The organism is Paenibacillus sp. FSL P2-0121 (assembly GCF_037975345.1).
Taxonomy (GTDB): domain Bacteria; phylum Bacillota; class Bacilli; order Paenibacillales; family Paenibacillaceae; genus Paenibacillus_AQ; species Paenibacillus_AQ odorifer.
Genome location: NZ_CP150245.1, coordinates 5,741,251 through 5,760,172, shown reverse-complemented (window position 1 = coordinate 5,760,172; position 18,922 = coordinate 5,741,251). Strand labels below are relative to the sequence as shown.

The 18,922-nt window shown below is 44.0% G+C and carries 13 protein-coding genes; 12 read left to right on the top strand and 1 reads right to left on the bottom strand.

Annotated elements, in window-relative coordinates; all coding sequences use genetic code 11:
* Nucleotides 1-8 precede the first annotated feature (8 nt).
* The 11 genes from MKY54_RS25395 (at nucleotide 9) to MKY54_RS25345 (ending at nucleotide 14,529) form a co-directional block, all read left to right on the top strand.
* Nucleotides 9-1,445 carry an extracellular solute-binding protein gene (locus MKY54_RS25395; RefSeq protein WP_339188315.1) on the top strand — a complete coding sequence of 479 codons (1,437 nt, stop codon included), beginning with the start codon at nucleotides 9-11 and terminating at the stop codon, nucleotides 1,443-1,445.
* A gap of 167 nt (nucleotides 1,446-1,612) precedes the next feature.
* Nucleotides 1,613-4,543 (top strand): extracellular solute-binding protein, encoded by a 2,931-nt coding sequence (locus tag MKY54_RS25390; RefSeq protein WP_280753685.1) that lies wholly within the window; start codon nucleotides 1,613-1,615, stop codon nucleotides 4,541-4,543.
* On the top strand, nucleotides 4,540-5,505 hold the full coding sequence (locus MKY54_RS25385) for a sugar ABC transporter permease (protein ID WP_052097291.1): 966 nt from the start codon (nucleotides 4,540-4,542) through the stop codon (nucleotides 5,503-5,505). Before MKY54_RS25390 ends, MKY54_RS25385 begins: the two co-directional genes overlap by 4 nt.
* A 1-nt stretch (nucleotide 5,506) precedes the next feature.
* Entirely contained in the window at nucleotides 5,507-6,367 is an 861-nt protein-coding gene (locus MKY54_RS25380; RefSeq protein ID WP_036679629.1) for a carbohydrate ABC transporter permease, read from the top strand.
* Nucleotides 6,368-6,378: 11 nt separating this feature from the next.
* Nucleotides 6,379-7,869 carry a hypothetical protein gene (locus tag MKY54_RS25375; protein WP_339188314.1) on the top strand — a complete coding sequence of 497 codons (1,491 nt, stop codon included), beginning with the start codon at nucleotides 6,379-6,381 and terminating at the stop codon, nucleotides 7,867-7,869.
* Nucleotides 7,866-8,480 (top strand): YIP1 family protein, encoded by a 615-nt coding sequence (locus tag MKY54_RS25370; RefSeq protein ID WP_076129177.1) that lies wholly within the window; start codon nucleotides 7,866-7,868, stop codon nucleotides 8,478-8,480. The genes MKY54_RS25375 and MKY54_RS25370 overlap by 4 nt, the downstream gene beginning before the upstream one ends.
* Nucleotides 8,481-8,498: 18 nt before the next feature.
* A complete protein-coding gene (locus tag MKY54_RS25365; protein ID WP_076194600.1) occupies nucleotides 8,499-10,871 on the top strand; it encodes a DUF5696 domain-containing protein in 2,373 nt (790 codons plus the stop codon).
* Nucleotides 10,872-10,875: 4 nt separating this feature from the next.
* Entirely contained in the window at nucleotides 10,876-11,751 is an 876-nt protein-coding gene (locus MKY54_RS25360) for a sugar ABC transporter permease (RefSeq protein WP_081382489.1), read from the top strand.
* Between the two features lie 3 nt (nucleotides 11,752-11,754).
* Nucleotides 11,755-12,747, top strand: coding sequence for a carbohydrate ABC transporter permease (locus MKY54_RS25355; RefSeq protein WP_081387615.1), 993 nt, complete (start codon nucleotides 11,755-11,757; stop codon nucleotides 12,745-12,747).
* 199 nt (nucleotides 12,748-12,946) lie between these two features.
* Entirely contained in the window at nucleotides 12,947-14,035 is a 1,089-nt protein-coding gene (locus MKY54_RS25350) for a low temperature requirement protein A (protein WP_076186426.1), read from the top strand.
* 131 nt (nucleotides 14,036-14,166) lie between these two features.
* The gene (locus tag MKY54_RS25345; RefSeq protein ID WP_256721105.1) at nucleotides 14,167-14,529 is read left to right on the top strand and encodes an HAD-IIB family hydrolase; all 363 of its coding nucleotides are present in this window, start codon (nucleotides 14,167-14,169) and stop codon (nucleotides 14,527-14,529) included.
* Between the two features lie 147 nt (nucleotides 14,530-14,676).
* Here the strand turns inward: MKY54_RS25345 and MKY54_RS25340 are convergent, their stop codons facing one another.
* A complete protein-coding gene (locus MKY54_RS25340) occupies nucleotides 14,677-15,561 on the bottom strand; it encodes a serine hydrolase (protein ID WP_339188312.1) in 885 nt (294 codons plus the stop codon).
* A gap of 224 nt (nucleotides 15,562-15,785) precedes the next feature.
* Here MKY54_RS25340 and MKY54_RS25335 point away from each other — a divergent pair, with 224 nt between their 5' ends.
* Nucleotides 15,786-18,158, top strand: a complete 2,373-nt coding sequence (locus MKY54_RS25335) for a YcdB/YcdC domain-containing protein (protein ID WP_339188311.1) — start codon at nucleotides 15,786-15,788, stop codon at nucleotides 18,156-18,158.
* The last annotated feature ends 764 nt before the right edge of the window (nucleotides 18,159-18,922 follow it).

Here is an 18,922-nt window from a genome sequence, read left to right as displayed (position 1 = left end):
GTTAGGTTATGAGTTCGAAAAGAAAAACGAGCAGTTTAGTCGTATGTATGTTAATGGTTTTTGTGCTTATTCTGTCAGCCTGTAGCAGCGCTGGAAGCTCAACGACGAATAAAAATGCATCTAACAACGGTAAAACGAACACTGAAAAAACTAATAATGCTAGTGAACCAACCAATGCAACAGCTACTGAGGGCACGGAAGCAGTAGATCCTGCCAACGACCTGCCAAGCAAAGATATTCAAGGTGAGGTTACCGTTTGGGCCTTTAATGAAAAAGTGTTCGAGGAAGTCGGCGCTGCATTTATGGCTGAATATCCTGGAATCAAGTTGAAGACGGTAGTTATGCCCTTTGGCGACCTGCATGACAAGCTGCAAACGACAATCGCCGCAGGTAGCGGGGCACCGGACGTAGCAGAAGTAGAAATGTACCAGTTGAATCGCTATATGGCGGGCAATGTGCTGGAGAATCTTTTGGAAGAGCCTTATAACGCTGGAAAATATAAAGATCTGGTTGTTCCATATAACTGGGAGCGTTGGATGACACCAGACAGCTCACAGCTGCTTGGTATGCCTTGGGATATGACACCGGGGGTTTATTACTACCGTGTAGACATTTTTGAAGAGCTTGGATTGCCAAGTGATCCTGCTGAGCTTGGCGAATACATGCAAGATGAAGAGAATCTCTTGAACCTGGCTCAAATTTTGAAAGCTAACGGTAAATATTTCATGGAGTGGAGCGATGGCCCGATCGTATGGGCAGGAGATGAAGTCGGCTACTTTGATAAGGATATGAACTGGACACGTAATACGGACAAAATGGTGAAGGTTCTTGATATTACAAAACGTGGACAACAGCTGGGCTGGGCACCTCATATCGGTTATGGCTCAGACGAAGGTAAACAGCTAGTTCTAAAAGGTGATTTGGTTGGTGTCGTATCGGGTTCATTCGGAGCGCGCGGACTTCAGGAAACATTCCCTGAGCTTGCCGGAAAATGGAAGGTAACCCGGTTGCCAATAGGAATTAACGTGGGAATGGGCGGATCAAGCTTTGTTATCCCTTCGCAAAGCAAAAATAAAGAAGCGGCATGGGCTTACATTCAGTGGAGCATGAGAAGTGAAAATGCTTGGAAAATTTGGACAAAACATTCCATTCAGCCGGGTTACAAGGATATTTCCAGTCTTGATTGGTACGCAAACACTAAAAATGAATATCTGGGTGGGCAAGAGGAATTTAAACTATATGAGCAATTAAGCAACGATATTCCAGTCAAACACCTTACACCAGTAGATAACAAGGGCTGGGAAATCTTTATAGCCGCGATCGGTGATGCACTGGCTAAGAACACAGATTCCAAGACGGCTATTCAAAAAATTGGTGATGATGTCTTGAAGCAAGCTTCCAAAGAAATTGCTGCCTTTAAAAAGGCAATGGGAATGCAGCCGTAAGGAAATCTAATAACAGGAGGGGCAGCCTGCAATTGCCAGAGCTGCCCTGCTTGTATTCACTTAAGTCCGAGAGGCCCGTAAAGATGGGAGGAGACCGATGCGTGTTACGCATACTGCGAAAATATAAGATTAGTTTGTTGTTACTGGTACTTTTAGGAGTCTCCCTAGTGTGGTGGAATCAATCACGAGGGTTTGATAATTCAGCGATGGATGGCATCCCCGTTTATGCGGATGTTGATGAAAGCTCTATTTTAGAAAGCGATAGTGTGAATTCAAAACTCGAAGCCTCTTACTTAAGCTATTACGAGGAAAAACAACAGGATGGAGCAAAGGACTCATCGGATTTTACGCTTGCTATTCCTTCGGCGGATTATAAGGCCATTAGTTCTGAAGGTACAGAGGTAATGACGGATCTTGGTGGAAAACCCGGCAAGGTACTAGCGCTTAAAGCAGAGGATAGCTGGGTGGAATATACATTTACGGTTCCGGCAGATGGGTTGTATCAGATGGGGATGGAGTATTATGCCCTTCCTGGTAAACGATCCTCGATCATTCGAAGCGTAAAGATTGATGGGGAGTATTTATTCTCTCAAGTAAAAAAAATGGAATTCCAGCGGATGTGGAAGGAAAGTGCAGAGCCATGGCTGGACAATCAAGGGAATGAATTTAATCCCAAGCGGGAAGAGGTAACAGGCTGGCAATATCGGGAGTTTCGAGATGCCGAGGCCAGAACTGCGGATCCCTTTCGCTTTTATCTGACCAAAGGGGAGCATACGGTGAAGCTGGAAGCCATCCGAGAGCCGGCCGCACTTAGTGAACTGAGAATATTTTCTCCAGAACCGCTCCCGACTTATGCGGAAGTGAAGCAGGAGTATGAGAATAAGGGTTACAAGCCTGTTCAGAATCAAGTGATCAAAATTCAGGCAGAAGAATCCTCCCTTCGTTCAGATCCAACGCTGAAGCGGATCGAGGACCGGGAGCCACTCACCGAACCTTTTAACAAAGATGCTATTGTGCTTAATAGTTTTGGGGGTGTCGGGTGGCGTACGGGTGGACAATGGGCGGAATGGGATTTCGAGATTCCTGAGTCAGGGCTCTACAATATCGCAATTCGTTACGGCCAGTGGTTCCTAAACGGGATACCGGTGGAACGCCGGATTATGATTGATGGCGAGGTACCGTTCCAAGAGCTGAATGCCTTGAAATTCCCTTACAAAGCGGAATGGCAAGTAAACAAGCTGGGAAATGAGGACGGAGAATACTTCTTTTATCTCGAACAAGGCAAGCATACGTTGCGGATGGAAGTTCAAGTATCGGGTGTAGGCGGAATGATTGAAGCTGTGCTGAACACTACACATAAAATGTCTCTTTTGGGACGTGAAATCACGCAGGTAACGGGAACGAACCCTGATCCAAACGGGGATTGGCAGCTGGAGCAGAACATTCCTAATCTTGTGCCACGTTTACATTTGATGGCGCGGACGTTGGATGATGCTGTGCAGGATATGTATGCTTTTGGCGTTGCTGATGGAAGCTCTGAGCTGAGTACGCTTTATGAAGCACGTGATCGGTTCCTGGAAATGGCGAAGGATACCTCAAGTATTCCAGGTCGTCTTCAGCAATTTACGGATCTGCAGTCATCGCTTGGCTTATGGGTCAACGGATTAATGAAGCAGAGTATTGTAATGGACTATATTGAAGTGAAGTCGGAAGATCAGCCATGGCCTAAAGACGCGGCTCCTTGGTATACCCGTGTAGGGACGATGACGTATGACTTCTTTAGTTCTTTTACAAAGGATTACAGCGGCATAGGGAATACGTACAAAAATGAAAAGGTGCTGGATGTCTGGATCTCTCGTGGACGTGATTGGGCGGAGATCATTAAGCAAATGGTGGATGAGGACTTTACACCAAACACGGGCATCAAGGTGAACGTCAATATTATTCCTACGCTTGCAGCGGATCAGAAGCAGATTCTGTTATTAGCCAATACTGCCGGACTTGCTCCCGATGTGGCACTGGGGGTTGAGGGTGAAGTGCCGATTGACTTCGCGGTGCGGAATTCACTCGTGAATCTGAATGAATTCTCAGATTATCAAGAGGTTGCTGAACGTTTCAGAGCGGGTGCACTGATTCCTTATAAGTATGATAACGGAGACTTCGCATTGCCGGAGAATCAGAACTTCACGATGCTCTTTTACCGGAAAGATATTATGGCACAGCTGGGCATTAGCGAGAAGGATATTCCGAATACGTGGCAAGAGGTTATGGAACTGATTCCTGTGCTGCAACAAAACGGGATGGACTTCTATTATCCACATGCCCCGAACAATCCGAGTCTAGCCATTAATGAGTTTGCGCCGTTCTTATTCCAGTATGGCGGGGATTTCTATAAGAATAATGGGATGTTGTCTGATCTGGATTCACCAGAAGCACTGACAGCTATGAAAATGTGGACGGGACTCTTTACGAACTATAAGCTGCAGAAACAAGCGGATTTCTATAACCGTTTCCGTTCTGGAGAGATGCCAATCGGCGTTGCTGATTATTCCACATACATTCTGTTATCTACTGCCGCACCTGAATTGACAGGCTGGTGGGGCATGAAACCAATGCCGGGTATTGAACAAGCAGATGGACAGATTAACCGTTCTACAGGCGGGCTTGCACAGACAGGAATTATTTTTAAGGATACGGATATGAAAGAAGAGTCTTGGGAGTTCTTGAAATGGTGGACCAGTGCGGATGCACAGGAGAACTTCGGCTCAGAGCTTGAGTCTTTGCTGGGTGTTGAAGCTCGTTGGAATACAGCCAATGTTGAAGCACTCAAACGTCTGCCGTGGCAGCAAGATGATATCGACGCCATTATGGAACAGTGGGAGTGGTTTAAAGAGCGCGAAGTGGTGCTTGGAGGATATTACACGACCCGGCATATCGCCAACATCTGGAATGAGATTGTGCTCAACGGTAAATTCCCGCGGGAGGCGATGGAGCAAGGTGTGCGTGAAATCAATAAAGAGCTCAGTAAGAAACGCGAAGAGTTCGGAATTGAAACTTCCCAGACTTCAAGCGCCAAAGAGGAAGGAGGTCAGAAATGAGTAGTGAAATAATTACACCGGCACAGAACGAAGCCGTACAGATGCAGCCGACGAAAACTCCCGGGAAATGGACTCAGCTTTGGTTAGATATCAAGAAAAATAAAGTTTCCTATTATTTCTTGGCCCCTTTCCTGATTTTGTTCACCGTTTTTACAATTGTTCCTATTATCATGTCCGTCGTTCTAAGCTTCAGCTATTACAACATTATTGAGACACCGAGATTCATTGGCTTCTCTAACTATAAGCTGTTGTTTGTAGACGACGATATCTTTCTTAAAGCTGTTGGGATTACGCTGAAATTTGCTATTATTACAGGTCCGATAGGTTATATTATGGCCTTCTTGCTGGCCTGGCTGATTAGCCAGATTCCGCAGAAGTTCCGCTTTTTCTATACCCTATGCTACTATGTGCCATCGATTACAAGTGCAGTAGCAATGTCCGTGGTTTGGTTGTATTTGTTCGCCGGAGACCGCAAGGGGTTGCTCAATCACTGGCTCATTCAGCTGGGGATTATCAATGAACCTTATTTATTTCTACAAAATGTAGATTCGATCGTACCGGTGATCATCATAGTTTCCTTATGGATGAGTATGGGGGTAGGTTTCCTTGCTTTTCTGGCCGGACTTCAAAATGTACCGACAGATTTATATGAAGCTGGCTCAATTGATGGGGTCAAGTACCGCTGGCAGGAGCTATGGTACATTACGATTCCATGCGTCAAACCACAGCTATTATTCGGTGCGGTGATGCAGGTGGTCGGTTCGCTTACCGTTTTTGACGTCAGTATGCGGCTTGTTGGATTTCCGAGTCCCCTTTATGCAGGCCATACGATTATGGCGCATCTGTTCGACTACGCATTTATCCGCTTTGAGATGGGATATGCGTCAGCGATTGCTGTATTACTGTTCGCTTTGATGCTTGGGCTCAACCGTCTCATCTTCAAAGTGCTGGGGAGGGATTAGGATGCACAAAATAAATTTACGGCGTATTGACTATGGCGGCATCTTTTTATATCTGTTCTTAACGGTGTTTGGCCTAATTATGCTGCTGCCACTTGTCTATATGGCAGTGACTGCTTTAAAACCAACAAGCGAACTATTCCTGTTCCCACCGCGGTTTTTCGTAGTGAATCCGACGTTGGTGAACTTTCGTGATTTGCTGTTAATTACCGGAACTTCGGCGGTGCCGTTCTCACGGTTTATTTTCAATAGCGTGGTCGTTACATCGGGGATTGTGGTCGGGGGTGTCTTAATTTCAGCAATGGCGGCTTATCCGCTTGCCAAGCACAATATGCCATTTAAAAGCGCTATCTTTAGTATGATTGTGGCGGCGCTGATGTTTTCACCCTTAGTACTGCAAATACCGCAATATCTGCTGATTAGCCGCAGCGGATTAATGAATTCGTATTTTGCAATGATCTTACCTTATCTGGCTGCACCGATGGGAATGTTTCTTATGACCCAGTTCCTGCGGCAGCTTCCAGACGCTTTATTAGAGGCGGCCCGCATAGACGGGGCTTCAGAATGGAAGGTATTCTGGGTGGTTGTGATGCCAATGCTTAAGCCGGCGATTTCGACTTTTGCTTTATTTAGCTTCATTTCTGCTTGGAATGATCCGTATCCTTCAATGGTCTATACGACTGTTCAGGAAATGAAGACATTGCCGCTTGCCATCCAAACCATCAGTGGTGGAGCCGGAGTCGTTGCTAGGGTAGGCACTTTGGCAGCAGCAAGCTTCTTGATGATTCTCCCGACTATTCTTGTCTTTATATTAACGCAGCGGATGGTGCTTCAGACAATGGCCCATTCGGGGCTGAAGGAATAGGGGGAGTCATGATGATAGGACGTAATATGAAAAAAATGCTGCTAACAGGGCTAATGGTGACGCTGACACTGCCAGTGCTGCTGCTTCCAGGGCAGGCGCTAGCTGGTGAAGCCCCATATGAGGGGTATACGTGGAATCAGTCCGGCAATGAGGTCCGCTCGATTAATGGTTATCTCTACGATTCTTCTATCGATCCAACAGGAACAGATACGGGGTCCTTCAAAAATCCGGAATCTCTCTTTATTAGTGATGACGATTCACTCTATGTAGTAGACACGGGCAATAGCCGCATTGTTCATATGGATAAGGACGGTCGTCTGCTAAATCTGATCGGCGATACGGAAGGCAGCGGCAAGCTGCAAGAGCCGAAGGGTGTATTCGTGAAAGAGGATGGAACGGTATATGTAGCAGATACAAAAAACGCGCGTATTGCTATTTTTGATAAAAATGGAAAGTTCGTAAAAGAGTTGCTAAAACCGGATAGCCCATTACTGGGTGCTAATTTCTCTTATTCTCCTTCTAAATTAGTTGTAGATAAGCGTGATTATATGTATGTGGTGAGCGATGGTAACACGCAGGGGTTGCTGCAAATTGACTCGGGCGGTAAGTTCAAGGGGTTCTATGGAGCGAACCATGTAGGCTTCTCCTGGACACGACTCTTAATTAAGCTGGTGGCCACCAAAGAGCAGCAGAACCAGCTGGCGACCGTTAAACCTTCTGAGTTCTCCAACGTGGATCTGGATGAAGAAGGATTTATCTACAGCACAACCCTGGGCGAAGAGTATAACCAGATCAAACGGTTATCTCCGGTAGGCGTAGATACGCTGAACATTGGTAAACGCTGGTACGGCGATTATTACTCCGAGGGTCCATTCAGTATGGCTTCCTTTATGGGGATCAGTATTGATAAGAACGGATTTATAACCGCGCTGGATTTGCAGTCCAGTAAAGTCTTTCAATATGACAAGCTGGGGAATTTGTTATTCAGCTTCGGCGGGATTGGGGATCAGAATGGACTCTTCGTGACTCCTTCCGCCGTAGATCAAACCGCTGATGGTCTGATCTATGTAGTGGATAAAGGACGGGGCAGAATCGATCGCTTCCGGACCACGCCGTTTGCGGATTTGGTTCATCAGGCATCTTTGCTATATGTAGATGGCAGCTATGACGAAGCGCAATCCTTATGGCAAGAGGTGCTGCGATTGAACGCCAATTATGATATGGCTTATCAGGCTATCGGCAAAGCGCTTTATAAAGCAGAGCAATATAAGGAATCTATGAGCTATTTCAAGCTTTCAAATTCCAAAGCTGACTATTCATCCGCTTTCCGCGAATATCGTAAATTGTATATCCGGGAGCACTTTACTTATTTCTTTGCCGGCGGAATTGGACTGTTCTTAGTACTGTTCTGGAGTGCGCCGAGATTATACCGGAGATTCCATGCCTGGCTGTATAGAGGAAACAAGGCAGTTTTGGAACCGGCAAAGGGGGAGATTGGATGAACACTTTGCGAATGATTCATCAGGTTGTAGTTCATCCTTATCAGTTCTATAACGATATTCAAGGAAAGCAGCGTATCCGCTGGATACAGGGGATTGCCATCGTTCTACTGACCTTTGTGGCACGAATGATCTCGATTCTGATTACAGGGTATGCTTTTCAAACTAGAGAGCCGCATGAAATCTCTATGTTTCATGAGTTTATTTGGCTTATCGTTCCTTGGTTGACCTGGTGTGTCTCGAACTGGGGTGTCAGTACGATTATGGATGGTGAGGGGAAATTTAAAGAGATTTTTGTGGGCAGTGCCTTTGCGCTTGTTCCATACATGCTCTTTATCATCCCAGTCACACTGCTAACGTTGGTCCTTTCGCTGGATGAGGCTTCAACCTTCAATCTGCTGCACAAGTTTGTGATTCTTTGGGTGGCTTGGTTGATTTTAATGAAGGTGAAGATCCTGCATGATTTTGAGATTCGCAAGGTTATTTTTATCACCATAATCAGTGTAATAGGGATCGCCATTATCTGGTTTGTAGGCATTTTGCTATTTGGTATTTCCAATCAATTTGTTTCATTTATTGTCGATCTGCTCAAAGAATTGAGATTGCGCGCGTAAGGAGGGAAAGGTAACACGATGAGAAAAAAAGTTAAAGTGCGGGCCATTCTCTGTATTGTTGTGATGATGCTGTTCGCAGTGATAAATGTTCAACCCGAACACAGTTCCGCCGATCCGTCCACCGCTGCGCAGTCTGTTCAGACTGAAGAAAGCAAAGAGGTTGGGCAAGAGCAAACATCGGTGGTGACTGAACCAGCTGAAGGGCAGGCCACTTCTGTGCAAGAAAAGGAGACCACGGATCCCGTAGAAGAGCAGGCTCCAGCCGCTGTAGCAGCACCTGTACAGAAGGTTGAGCTACAGCCGGTCACGCCTGGAACAAAAGCATTGGAGAACGAACGCTATATTTTATATGTAGATGAGAAATCGGGAAATCTTCGCATCACAGACAAAATCACAAACAAGGAGTGGCTTGGATCTCCACAGCTGGAGCGAACAGCCATGCCAAATATTAAGAAATATACGACCGCGCCAATTTATGCCAGATACACACAGGGGGCTGACATTACACAGGTCTACCCACTTAAAGATGAAGACTCCACGGTTACCGTAACGATTGAGCAAGATGTCGTCCGCGCGGAGTTTGCTTTTATTAGCCTGAAGCTTTCTTTTGCTCTGGAGTACAGACTGACTGCTAATGGATTTGAGGCTTCCATTCCACAGGAGTATTTGAAGGAAGAGGGGAATGCGAAATTCACGAGTCTGGAGGTGCTGCCATTTTTTCATGCGGCTAGAGAAGATGCAGAGGGGGCAATGATGCTTCCAGATGGTTCAGGGGCATTGCTGGAGTTTCGGAAAGATCATCCCGCTTATTTGAAAGGTTATTCTGAATACATTTACGGCGGGGACGAAACCTTTGTGAAACAAAATCATGAAATTACGGATAACTCTTGGCAAAAGGCGGCACCTCTTAAAAAAGCTATCGCTTTGCCAGTGTTTGGAATCTATCAGGGAGACACAGGATATTTAGCAATTGTTACTAAGGGAGATACCGACGCTAAAATCAACGGTGTTCCATCAGGCATTCGCGCTATTTCGCTTTATAGAGCATCAAGTGAATTTACCCTGCGCAAGGATGATGTTATTTTTGTCGGCAATTCCGGCCAAATTCCTTATTATCAGGGTGAGATGATCAAAACCGATCGTAACGTACGTTATGTTCTGCTCCAAGGTGAGGAAGCCAACTACGTTGGGATGGCGAAGGAATACCGTAATTACTTAATGGAGGAGAAAAAGGTCAAGGAAGTAGTTCTTGAGAACACGCCATTGTATCTTCAAGTGCTCGGTGGGATTTCACGTGATGAAGTCATCGGTTCAACTTTTATAGAAGCAGCTACGTTTAAACAAATCAAGGACATGATTGATCAATATCAGGCAGAGGGTGTTACTCAGCTAGAGATTACGATCGAGGGATGGTCCAAAAATGGTTTATACGGAAACCAGCCAGAACAATTCCCTGTTGAGAAGAAGCTGGGAGGCAATAAGGGACTAAAAGAGCTTCAGGAATATGCCGCAGGCAAGGGCGTAAATCTTTATTTGAAAGCTAACTACGTGAAACCTTACCAAGATAGCAACGGCGTGAAGGCAAGCAGAGATGCTGTCCGCGGTATTAATCGTGAAGTCTTGAAGCAGTACGTCTATTATCTCTCTACCCGGTGGAATACGGATGACTATTTTTATTTAATGAAACCTAGTGTTATCGCAAAACGCAGTAATGCTGAGTTAAGCAAGTTTCAGGATCTGGGTGTGAAGGGTGTGCAGTTTGAACACTTTGGAAGCTTGCTATACTCCGATGAGGATAATAAATCCAATACGGACCGCCAGCTTACAGAAGATACTTATGTTAATGCATTGGATAACTTCCGTAAGGGTGAGCTTAACACGGCAGTAGATTATGGTTTTGCCTATACATTAGGACATGTGAACCGGATTGATCAGGTGCCGCTCGACTCCAGTCAATTTGTCTATACAGATCGGGCGATTCCTTTTTATCAACTAGTGTTACACGGCTTAGTGCCTTATACAGCAAGCCCGGTTAATCTGTACGATGATTCCCGTAACCAAACCTTACGGGCGCTGGAATATGGAGCCCTTCCAAGTTATGAATTAACCTATGCTCCGACTAGCGATCTTCAGAGAACCATGGCAGACCGGCTGTTCAGCTCTAGTCTTGAGAACTGGTTGGCACCTTCTGTGCAGAATTATCTCGCATTGAAAGAGGTCTATGACAGCATTAGCAACCAGCAAATGACGAATCATGAGCAGCTGCAAAGTAAGGTCTTTCGGACGACTTATGCAAACGGTGTGAGCATTATAGTCAACTATAATGAGCAGTCTGTTGACGTGTCTGGTCAGACCGTCGAGGCATTCAGCTATGCGGTAACAGGAGGATGATGAAGTGAAAAAATCAAAGCTATCGATGCGAGCGCGTTATTTCGTTGAAGGATATTCCTTCATCGGCCTGTGGCTGGTCGGATTTCTGGTGTTTATGGCTGTTCCGCTGGGCCGTTCCTTGTATTATTCCTTTCAGGATCTCCAAGTGAGCAAAGGCGGTTTACTGGCCACTTTTGTTGGGATGGAGCATTATCGCGCCGCTTTTACTACAGATGTTAATTTCTTGCCTCTGCTGAAATCGACGATGGTGTCGACGGTGACTCAGGTTCCGTTAATTCTTATCTTTTCGCTCTTTTGTGCGATTCTGCTAAATCGCGGACTCGTAGGAAAAACCTTTTTTCGTGGCGTGTTCTTTTTGCCGGTCATCATTGCTTCAGGGGCGATTCTGGGCAAATTGATGGATCAGGGTGCCGCAAATTTACCAATTTTTTATAATCAGGATTTATATGATAAGCTCCATAACTTTATCCCCGGCGACATTTTGAAGTCGTTGCTGAAATATGCAGAATCTTTAACGCTGGTGATGTGGGATTCTGGCGTGCAAATTCTGATTTTTCTAGCGGGGTTACAGACGATTTCTGTTTCACTGTATGAAGCGGCCAAATGTGATGGAGCAACCGCGTGGGAAAGCTTTTGGAAAATCACCTTCCCGATGATTATGCCGATGATGCTTGTAAACACGTTGTTTAGTATCGTCAGCTCATTCACGAAGGCAGATAATCAAATCATGAGTCATATTTTGAATGTCGTCTTTAAGAATAATGATTTTGGATATGGCTCAGCGATGGGCTGGATTTATTTTGTGTTTATTTTCTTGGTTCTGGGTTTGGTCTTCCTGTTATTCAGCAAGTCGCTCGGTGCCACCGAAGGGAGGAAGTAGAAGATGTTGAAGGAATCCGTAAAGCAGGTTCGGACAACGAACATGGAACATCTGACAACTCGTCTAAAAGCAAGCGGCAGGCTGGACAGGGTCGTGAAACGTTCGCTTCAGGTGCTGAATATCGCTTTTTATTACTTGGTTATTCTCAGCTTAACGTTCGTATTCCTATATCCCTTGTTATACATGGTATCCAAATCCATGATGCAAGTAACAGATGTAGCTGATGCCACAGTGCAATGGCTTCCGAAAAAGATAAGTTTTGGCAACTATTTTCTGGCATGGGATTCGCTTAAATTCTGGGCCGGGTTCGCAAATAGTGCGATTATTTCTTTCGGGAGTGCGGTTCTGCAAATCTTAAGCTGTTCCTTAATCGGTTATGGTTTTGCCAGATACCGTTTCCCAGGCTACGCAGTATGTTTCGTTCTGCTGCTGTTTACTTTTCTAGTTCCACCGCAGACGATTGTTGTGCCACTGTATTTGTTCTTTAGTGACTTGGGGTGGATTAATACACATTTGCCGTTTGTGGTTCCTTCTATGTTTGGGCACGGGTTGAAGGGGGCATTATTCGTACTGATCTTTATTCAGTTCTATCGCGGAATGCCTAAAGTGTTGGAGGAAGCAGCACGTATCGATGGTGCAGGCGCATTCAGAACGTACTGGAAAATCATGTTTCCTATCGCCAAGCCGGCAATGCTGATCGTATTCTTGTTCTCTGTGGTATGGCACTGGAATGACAGCTTTGAACCGAATACGTATTTAACAACACCGGATTTCTATAATCTGTCGCAGCGATTAGCGATGTTTTATGGTTCCAATAATCAGGCAGCGGAGACGATGTCGCAAATGACTTCGGGTTCTATTGGGATGGCCCCAACTGGACTGAATCAGGTTATGGCGGCGTGTATTCTAACCATTCTGCCAATTCTGATTCTGTATTTGTTCGTACAGCGTCATTTTGTAGAAAGTGTGGAACGCTCCGGTATTGCCGGGGAATAACTTTATTTACTAAAAACCAGCAAGCTCTCTGTGTGGAGGCTTGCTGGTTTTATTTTTAGGTAAAGGGTCTTCAAATTAGTATATCAATTCGGTTAAGATGGATAAGTATTCGATAAACTGTATTAGAAATATACATCCAAACCAAGGGAGTCAGACGATGAATAAACGCACATCGGGATTTGAGCACAGTACAGTATCCATTGCTGAGAAGAAAGTTACTTGGCTGGAGCTATTTTATGATCTGCTTTTTGTAGCAGCAGTTTCAAAAGCGAGCCATGTCCTATTGCATGTAGAGGCGGGTACAATTCCACTTGAATACTTATCCAAATTTATCTTAATATTTATTCCGATCTGGTGGGCTTGGGTAGGGCAATCGCTTTTTGTGAATCGGTTTGGGCAAGATATCTTTTCACATCGGATATTCTTGATTCTACAATTATTTTTTGTATTAATAATGACGGCGAGCTTATCGGTTAACTTTGATCAATATTATATGCCATTCTTAATAGGTTATGTTGGTTTAAGAGCTATGACAGCCATTCAATATCTTACGATAAATAAGAATGAAGCGGCTGATAGAAAGAGCACTGCCCGGTATTTGGGAAGCAGATTTTGGATTGGATTAATGATCTCTTCTTTATCACTTTTCTTTGACTCTTGGATGCGTTATGTAGTTTTGTATGCGGGAATTACTGTAGACATTCTGCTTCCATTAGTAGGCCGGAAATACTTGGTGAAAAGTCCGATCAATACTCATCATTTATTGGAACGCTTCTCGTTGTTTACGCTTATTCTGCTTGGGGAATCAGTGGTCAGTATCCTTGCGGTTTTACAGTCTAGCCACTGGACATGGCAATCTATTGTATTTGCATTATTAACTTTTCTATTAATTATAGCTATGTGGTGGCAATATTTTGATAATGTTGAAAAGAAAGTGGATAAGACTATAGAGACTGCCGGGCAAACCATAATTTACGGGCATTTATTTATTTATGTATCCTTGAGTATGATTGCAGCTTCGATCCAACTGCTATTTTTAGATCAATTAAATTATATATTTATGGTGTGTTTTATTTTTGGATCGGTCCTGCTCTACTTCTTCTCTACCTCACTGGTCTTCCATAAATATAGACGTATACAGCAACGGTTAGGGATATTCCATTTGACGTTATTATTAGGTTTACTTGGTGTTTTTTTCGTAGTAGATTTGTTGTTCCTTATACCTAATTACCTGATCATTGGTGAAATGATGTTATTTTTTGTGGTATATGCAAAATTAACGACGTAAGCTTGTTGTGCCGAAGCTGAATACGAAAATAAGAAGGAAGCTGATCCGTGTGATCGGCTTCCTTCTTGTTTTAGATCCCATGAAATATAATCTATCTAGTTACGATCGAACGGGGAGGCTTATTTCATAATATGTATAAGATTGTATTTTTTGATGTGGACGGTACTCTAGTGAGTGAAATTGATAGAAGTATCCCAAGATTTCCTGAATTACGGTTCGAACGTTTTCACGGATACGTTATGAATGTGCTTGAAGAAACAAAAGTTTCTAAATCAACGGCGATTAAACAGGTGCTGGATTATCTGAATATTTGCAAGTCAGAGGCTATCGCGTTTGGTGACGGTGGGAATGATATCGACATGTTGGAGTATGTGGGATTGGGCATTGCGATGGGAAACGGTGCGGAACAGTTTAAACAAAAAGCCGATTTTGTTACAAAAAAAGCAAGTGAAGGCGGGATAGCCTACGCATTAAAGAAATTTGGTGTCATTTAAGCTTGCAGCAAACGAGTTGAAGAAAAATTAATTGCGATCATTTGTACAAATCTAACAGTGACAGCCAAGACTTTATCAGTCTATGGCTGCGGCTGCTTTATGGATTGTGTGGTATCCACACATAGAACTGCATGTGATTCCTGGTTCTTACTGCCCTAGAAGAGCTGGCACAATAAATCGGCCGAAAACATTTGCAGGAGAGCCTTTTTTGTACTTATCCGCGGTGATAACGGCAACCAGCTCGTAAGCAGGAACTACAATGATATGCTGGCCTTTAAAGCCGAGTGCAAAATAATAAGGGATCTCGTTCGGCTGTTGCTCTGAACCTGCATTGAATTGGGATACCCACCAATGCCAGCCGTAGAATCCTTTTTGCGGATGATTGGCTTCAACGTAAGGGCGAGTAGATTGCTGAATTGTATCTGAAAAAAGGATCTGCTGATCCTTCCAGCGTCCCTCTTGCAAATAAAGTAAGCCGAATTTCAGCATATCCTCCGGCTTCAGATGAAGTCCGAACCCACCGGTATGTATGCCTTGCGGATCGCTCTCCCAGTGATAGCTTTGAATGCCAAGTGGTTGAAACAGCTGATCTTCGGCAAATTCTGTAACCGCCTGTCCAGCACAATCACGCAGGATTGCGGACAAGAGCTGAGAGGAGCCTGAGTTATAAGTCATCACGGTTCCTGGTGTATGAGCTAATGGCTGTGCAAGCACAAATTTTATCCAGTCTGCGGTTTTAGTCATGGCCGGAAAAGAATTCTGCCCACCGAACTCTGTCCAGTTAAAGCCTCCGGTCATCGTTAATAAGTGTTCGATAGTGATCTCTCTTTTACGTGGGTCACGATCTTCTTTTAATGAAGGAAAAAATAAAGAAATAGGTGTGTCTGGAGGTGGAATCATTTGTTTATCTATGGCTATGCAAACTAAGGCGGAGAGTACGCTTTTGGTGCACGAGTTGATTTTGCCAAGCTCTTCAGCGATTTGTGGATCGCGGTAATGCTCCAGTACGGGTTCTCCATGTTGAATGATCAAACAACTGCGAATGTCTAGGTTAGTAATACCGTCAATAAGCGGCTGAAGGTTCCAGTCAGTAATGTCGGTGACCCCCTTTCTAGATGAATTATAGCTGCAACTGTTTACCATTATAGCTCACATCACAAAAATGTCGTAATTTCCTGTCGTTAAATAATTATGGAAAATACAAGAAAATATCTGTATAATAATATGAATCACGTGTTAGAGGAGGATGAATTCTTTTGAAAAGCAATAGTACTCTTTTTGTTCATCAAACAGCTAAAACGGTATTAATCACTTCCGTTGCACTCGCGTTACTCTTACCCCCTGGCTTAGCCGCAGCCGATTCTATATCTGTTAGCAGCAACACTTCCGTAACGCAGGTTAGTACGCAATCAGCGGCTCCAGCTACGACTACGAAATCTGAGGCTGATCCTGCAAAAGTGAAATTCACGCAGGAGCAAGCCATTGCAAAGTTAAAAGAACTATTCCCATCTCTAAAAGATGCAACTGTAAACAATGTTCAACTGGGATCTAACCAAAGCTACCCAGCTCCAGCAAATCAAATGATCTGGCATATTCAGTGGCAGGTTCAAGAAGGGAATATGGGATATGGTTTTAGCAGTGAGGTAGACGCCATTAATGGTGATATCATCAACACCTATCTCTCATTCTCCCAGGAGAAGAACGAATCCTATTATCCACCGAAAGTATCTCAGACTCAGGCATTGGAGATCGCTAAGACTTTTGTGGCTAAGGCAGCCTCATCGGTTAAGAGCAGTGAGCTGCAATTAAATGAGAATGTTGGTTATAGTTATTTTTCGGAATCATTATTCGGTCCTGTTCAATATGGATATAACTTCAGTATTCTGAAAAATGGTATTCCTTCTGGTTCAGACAGCATTAACATAGTTGTGGATGGTAACGGAACTGTAACGCAATTCTCTAAGTCTTCTCAAGGGCTTGAGTACCCGTCTGCACAGCCCAAGATTACCTTGGAGCAAGCACAGAAGCAATTTGCGGAACAGTTTGATGTGGGCCTATTTTACATTCCTATTTATAAGAACGGAAAACCTAACAACTGGATCCTAGGCTGGCGTCCAATAGATCAGTCTCTATATCCTATCGATGCATTAACGGGTAAGCGGATAGATTATGAAGGAAAAGAATCCGTATCCACCTCAGTCGTGTATTCAGAAGTAGCGAAGAGCAAGGATGTTTTTCAGGCAAGAAGTTCTAGTACAGAGCTTTCTGCAAAAGAAGCAGCACAGCTTGTAGAGAAGGTTGCTTATATCCCGGCAGATCGTAAATTGATCTCGCAAACCTTGAGAAATGACTATCAGGATTCAGATCGGAAAATCTGGCAGCTATACTGGGGCAGTAATGGAAATGATCGTTACATTGGTGCTGGCTTTCCAGAACAATCCTCTGCCGAGATCGATGCAAAGACCGGTGAAGTATTGCAGTACCAGGTTCAAGCTTATGGTGCTATTCAGGATAAGAAGAAGGAAGAGCCGGCACCTGCTGGAGGTAAGAAGCTTAGTGAGGCTGAAGCGAAGGTGAAAGCGCTTAGTATAATTAATAGTCTATATCCTCAGGCGAGCCAGAAGCTAAAGCTGGTAGAATACGGGGATAATTCGAGTTTGACTTCAGACGGATCAGGATATGGATACCAGTTTATTAGATATCATCAAGGAATTCCTGTGAGTGACAGCACCATTACGGTAAGTTTGGATCTTTACGGCAGACTGACTTCTTACATGGGGAATCGGATAAGCGGTATCGATGGAATCACATTATCGCCTGATGCAACAATTTCCAAGAAAGAAGCGCTCGAAAGTTATAAGCCTAAATATCAGACTAAGCTGAAATATACTCAGGTTGGTGGATACAATACTTATAGTAACTATGTCGCACCGAAGGTGAAGCTGGTATATGATACAACCTTTGATGAATCTAATGGATTGAATCAGGTTTTGGATGCAGCTACTGGAAAATGGGTTGCGGTGTATGATTACCTCGGTCAGCAGGATGCTCAACTATCTGCAACGGACATCAAAGGTCATGCAGCAGAGCGGGAATTATCAGAATTGGTAAACCACCATGTGATTACACCGGATGCCGACGGCAAAGTGAACCCGGATCAAGAAATAACTGTCGGTGATTGGTTATCCTATCTTGCCAAAGCTTCTAGTCCGAATTTCACCAATTATTATAATAATAATGAACGAAAAACTGTGGCAGGCGTGAAGCCAGAGAATTCATATTATGATGCAGTTATTTTTGCAGCAGATCGTAAATGGATCAATAAGGATGAAAGCCTGCAAGTAGAGAGTAAGTTAACCCGGGAACAGCTTGCTGTTCATCTGGCTAATTTCTTGAAATACAATAAACTCACAGCTTATCTTGATAAAGATGTGACTGTAAGTCAGTTTAGTGATAGCTCAGCTATAAACAATAAGGGGGCCGTGGCTCTTGTTGTGAAATTGGGACTCTTAAAGGATGACAACGGCAAGTTTAATCCGCAGCAGAATGTAACAAAAGCGCTGGCGGCTTCGGTGATCATGAAGCTAGTGGAGCTGCAAGGAAAGACCGATCAGATCATAGGTCAATAAGTGTTAATAAGACAGCCAGGCAGCGATTCTCCGATGATTGGAGAATCGCTGCCTGGTTTTTTAGTTTGCAGCGCGGCGGATTGAATAAAGCATCTCTATCTGGCAGATGCAGTTTCCAGTATTCTCTCAGCATTTTTTGTGCGCCGATTCTTGCTGGAATCCGCAAAATAACTGCATTCTATACAGCTATTTCTTATGCAAAAGGTGCATGTGTATCTTTAATTGCATTCTCTGCAACTAAAAACTAGAGAATTCACCTATTGGCGAGAAAAGCAAGAATATAAGTGTACGAAATACACTTATATCCTTTGGCCGAGTGATTTGATGCATTATAAGTGTACTAAATACAATTAAACGCGTAATACCGCGTAATTCAATGCTTAATTCAACGCTTAATTCAACGCTTAATTCAACGCTTAATTTAATCCTCAGCGTAATCCTCCGCGCAATCCTCAGCGTAATCCTCCGCGCAATCCTCAGCACAATCCTCCGCGCAGTCCTCAGTCCATTCCGCCTACACTATGCAACCGCCGGCTCACTATATAGGTAATCTTGATGGCTAAGATTCTTAAGGGATAGCATAAGGATCAGCCTCTTTTTTGTGTGATTAATTACCAATACATAGACACTTACAAACTCACAGTATTATGATAATCAGAGTGACCCTAAAGCGGAGCTTTGTTAGGCGAACATGAATAGGTAAAGAAAAGATACCGAATGTAAACGGTTCACACTCGCTGTGTTAACGCTTTCTTCTTACAATT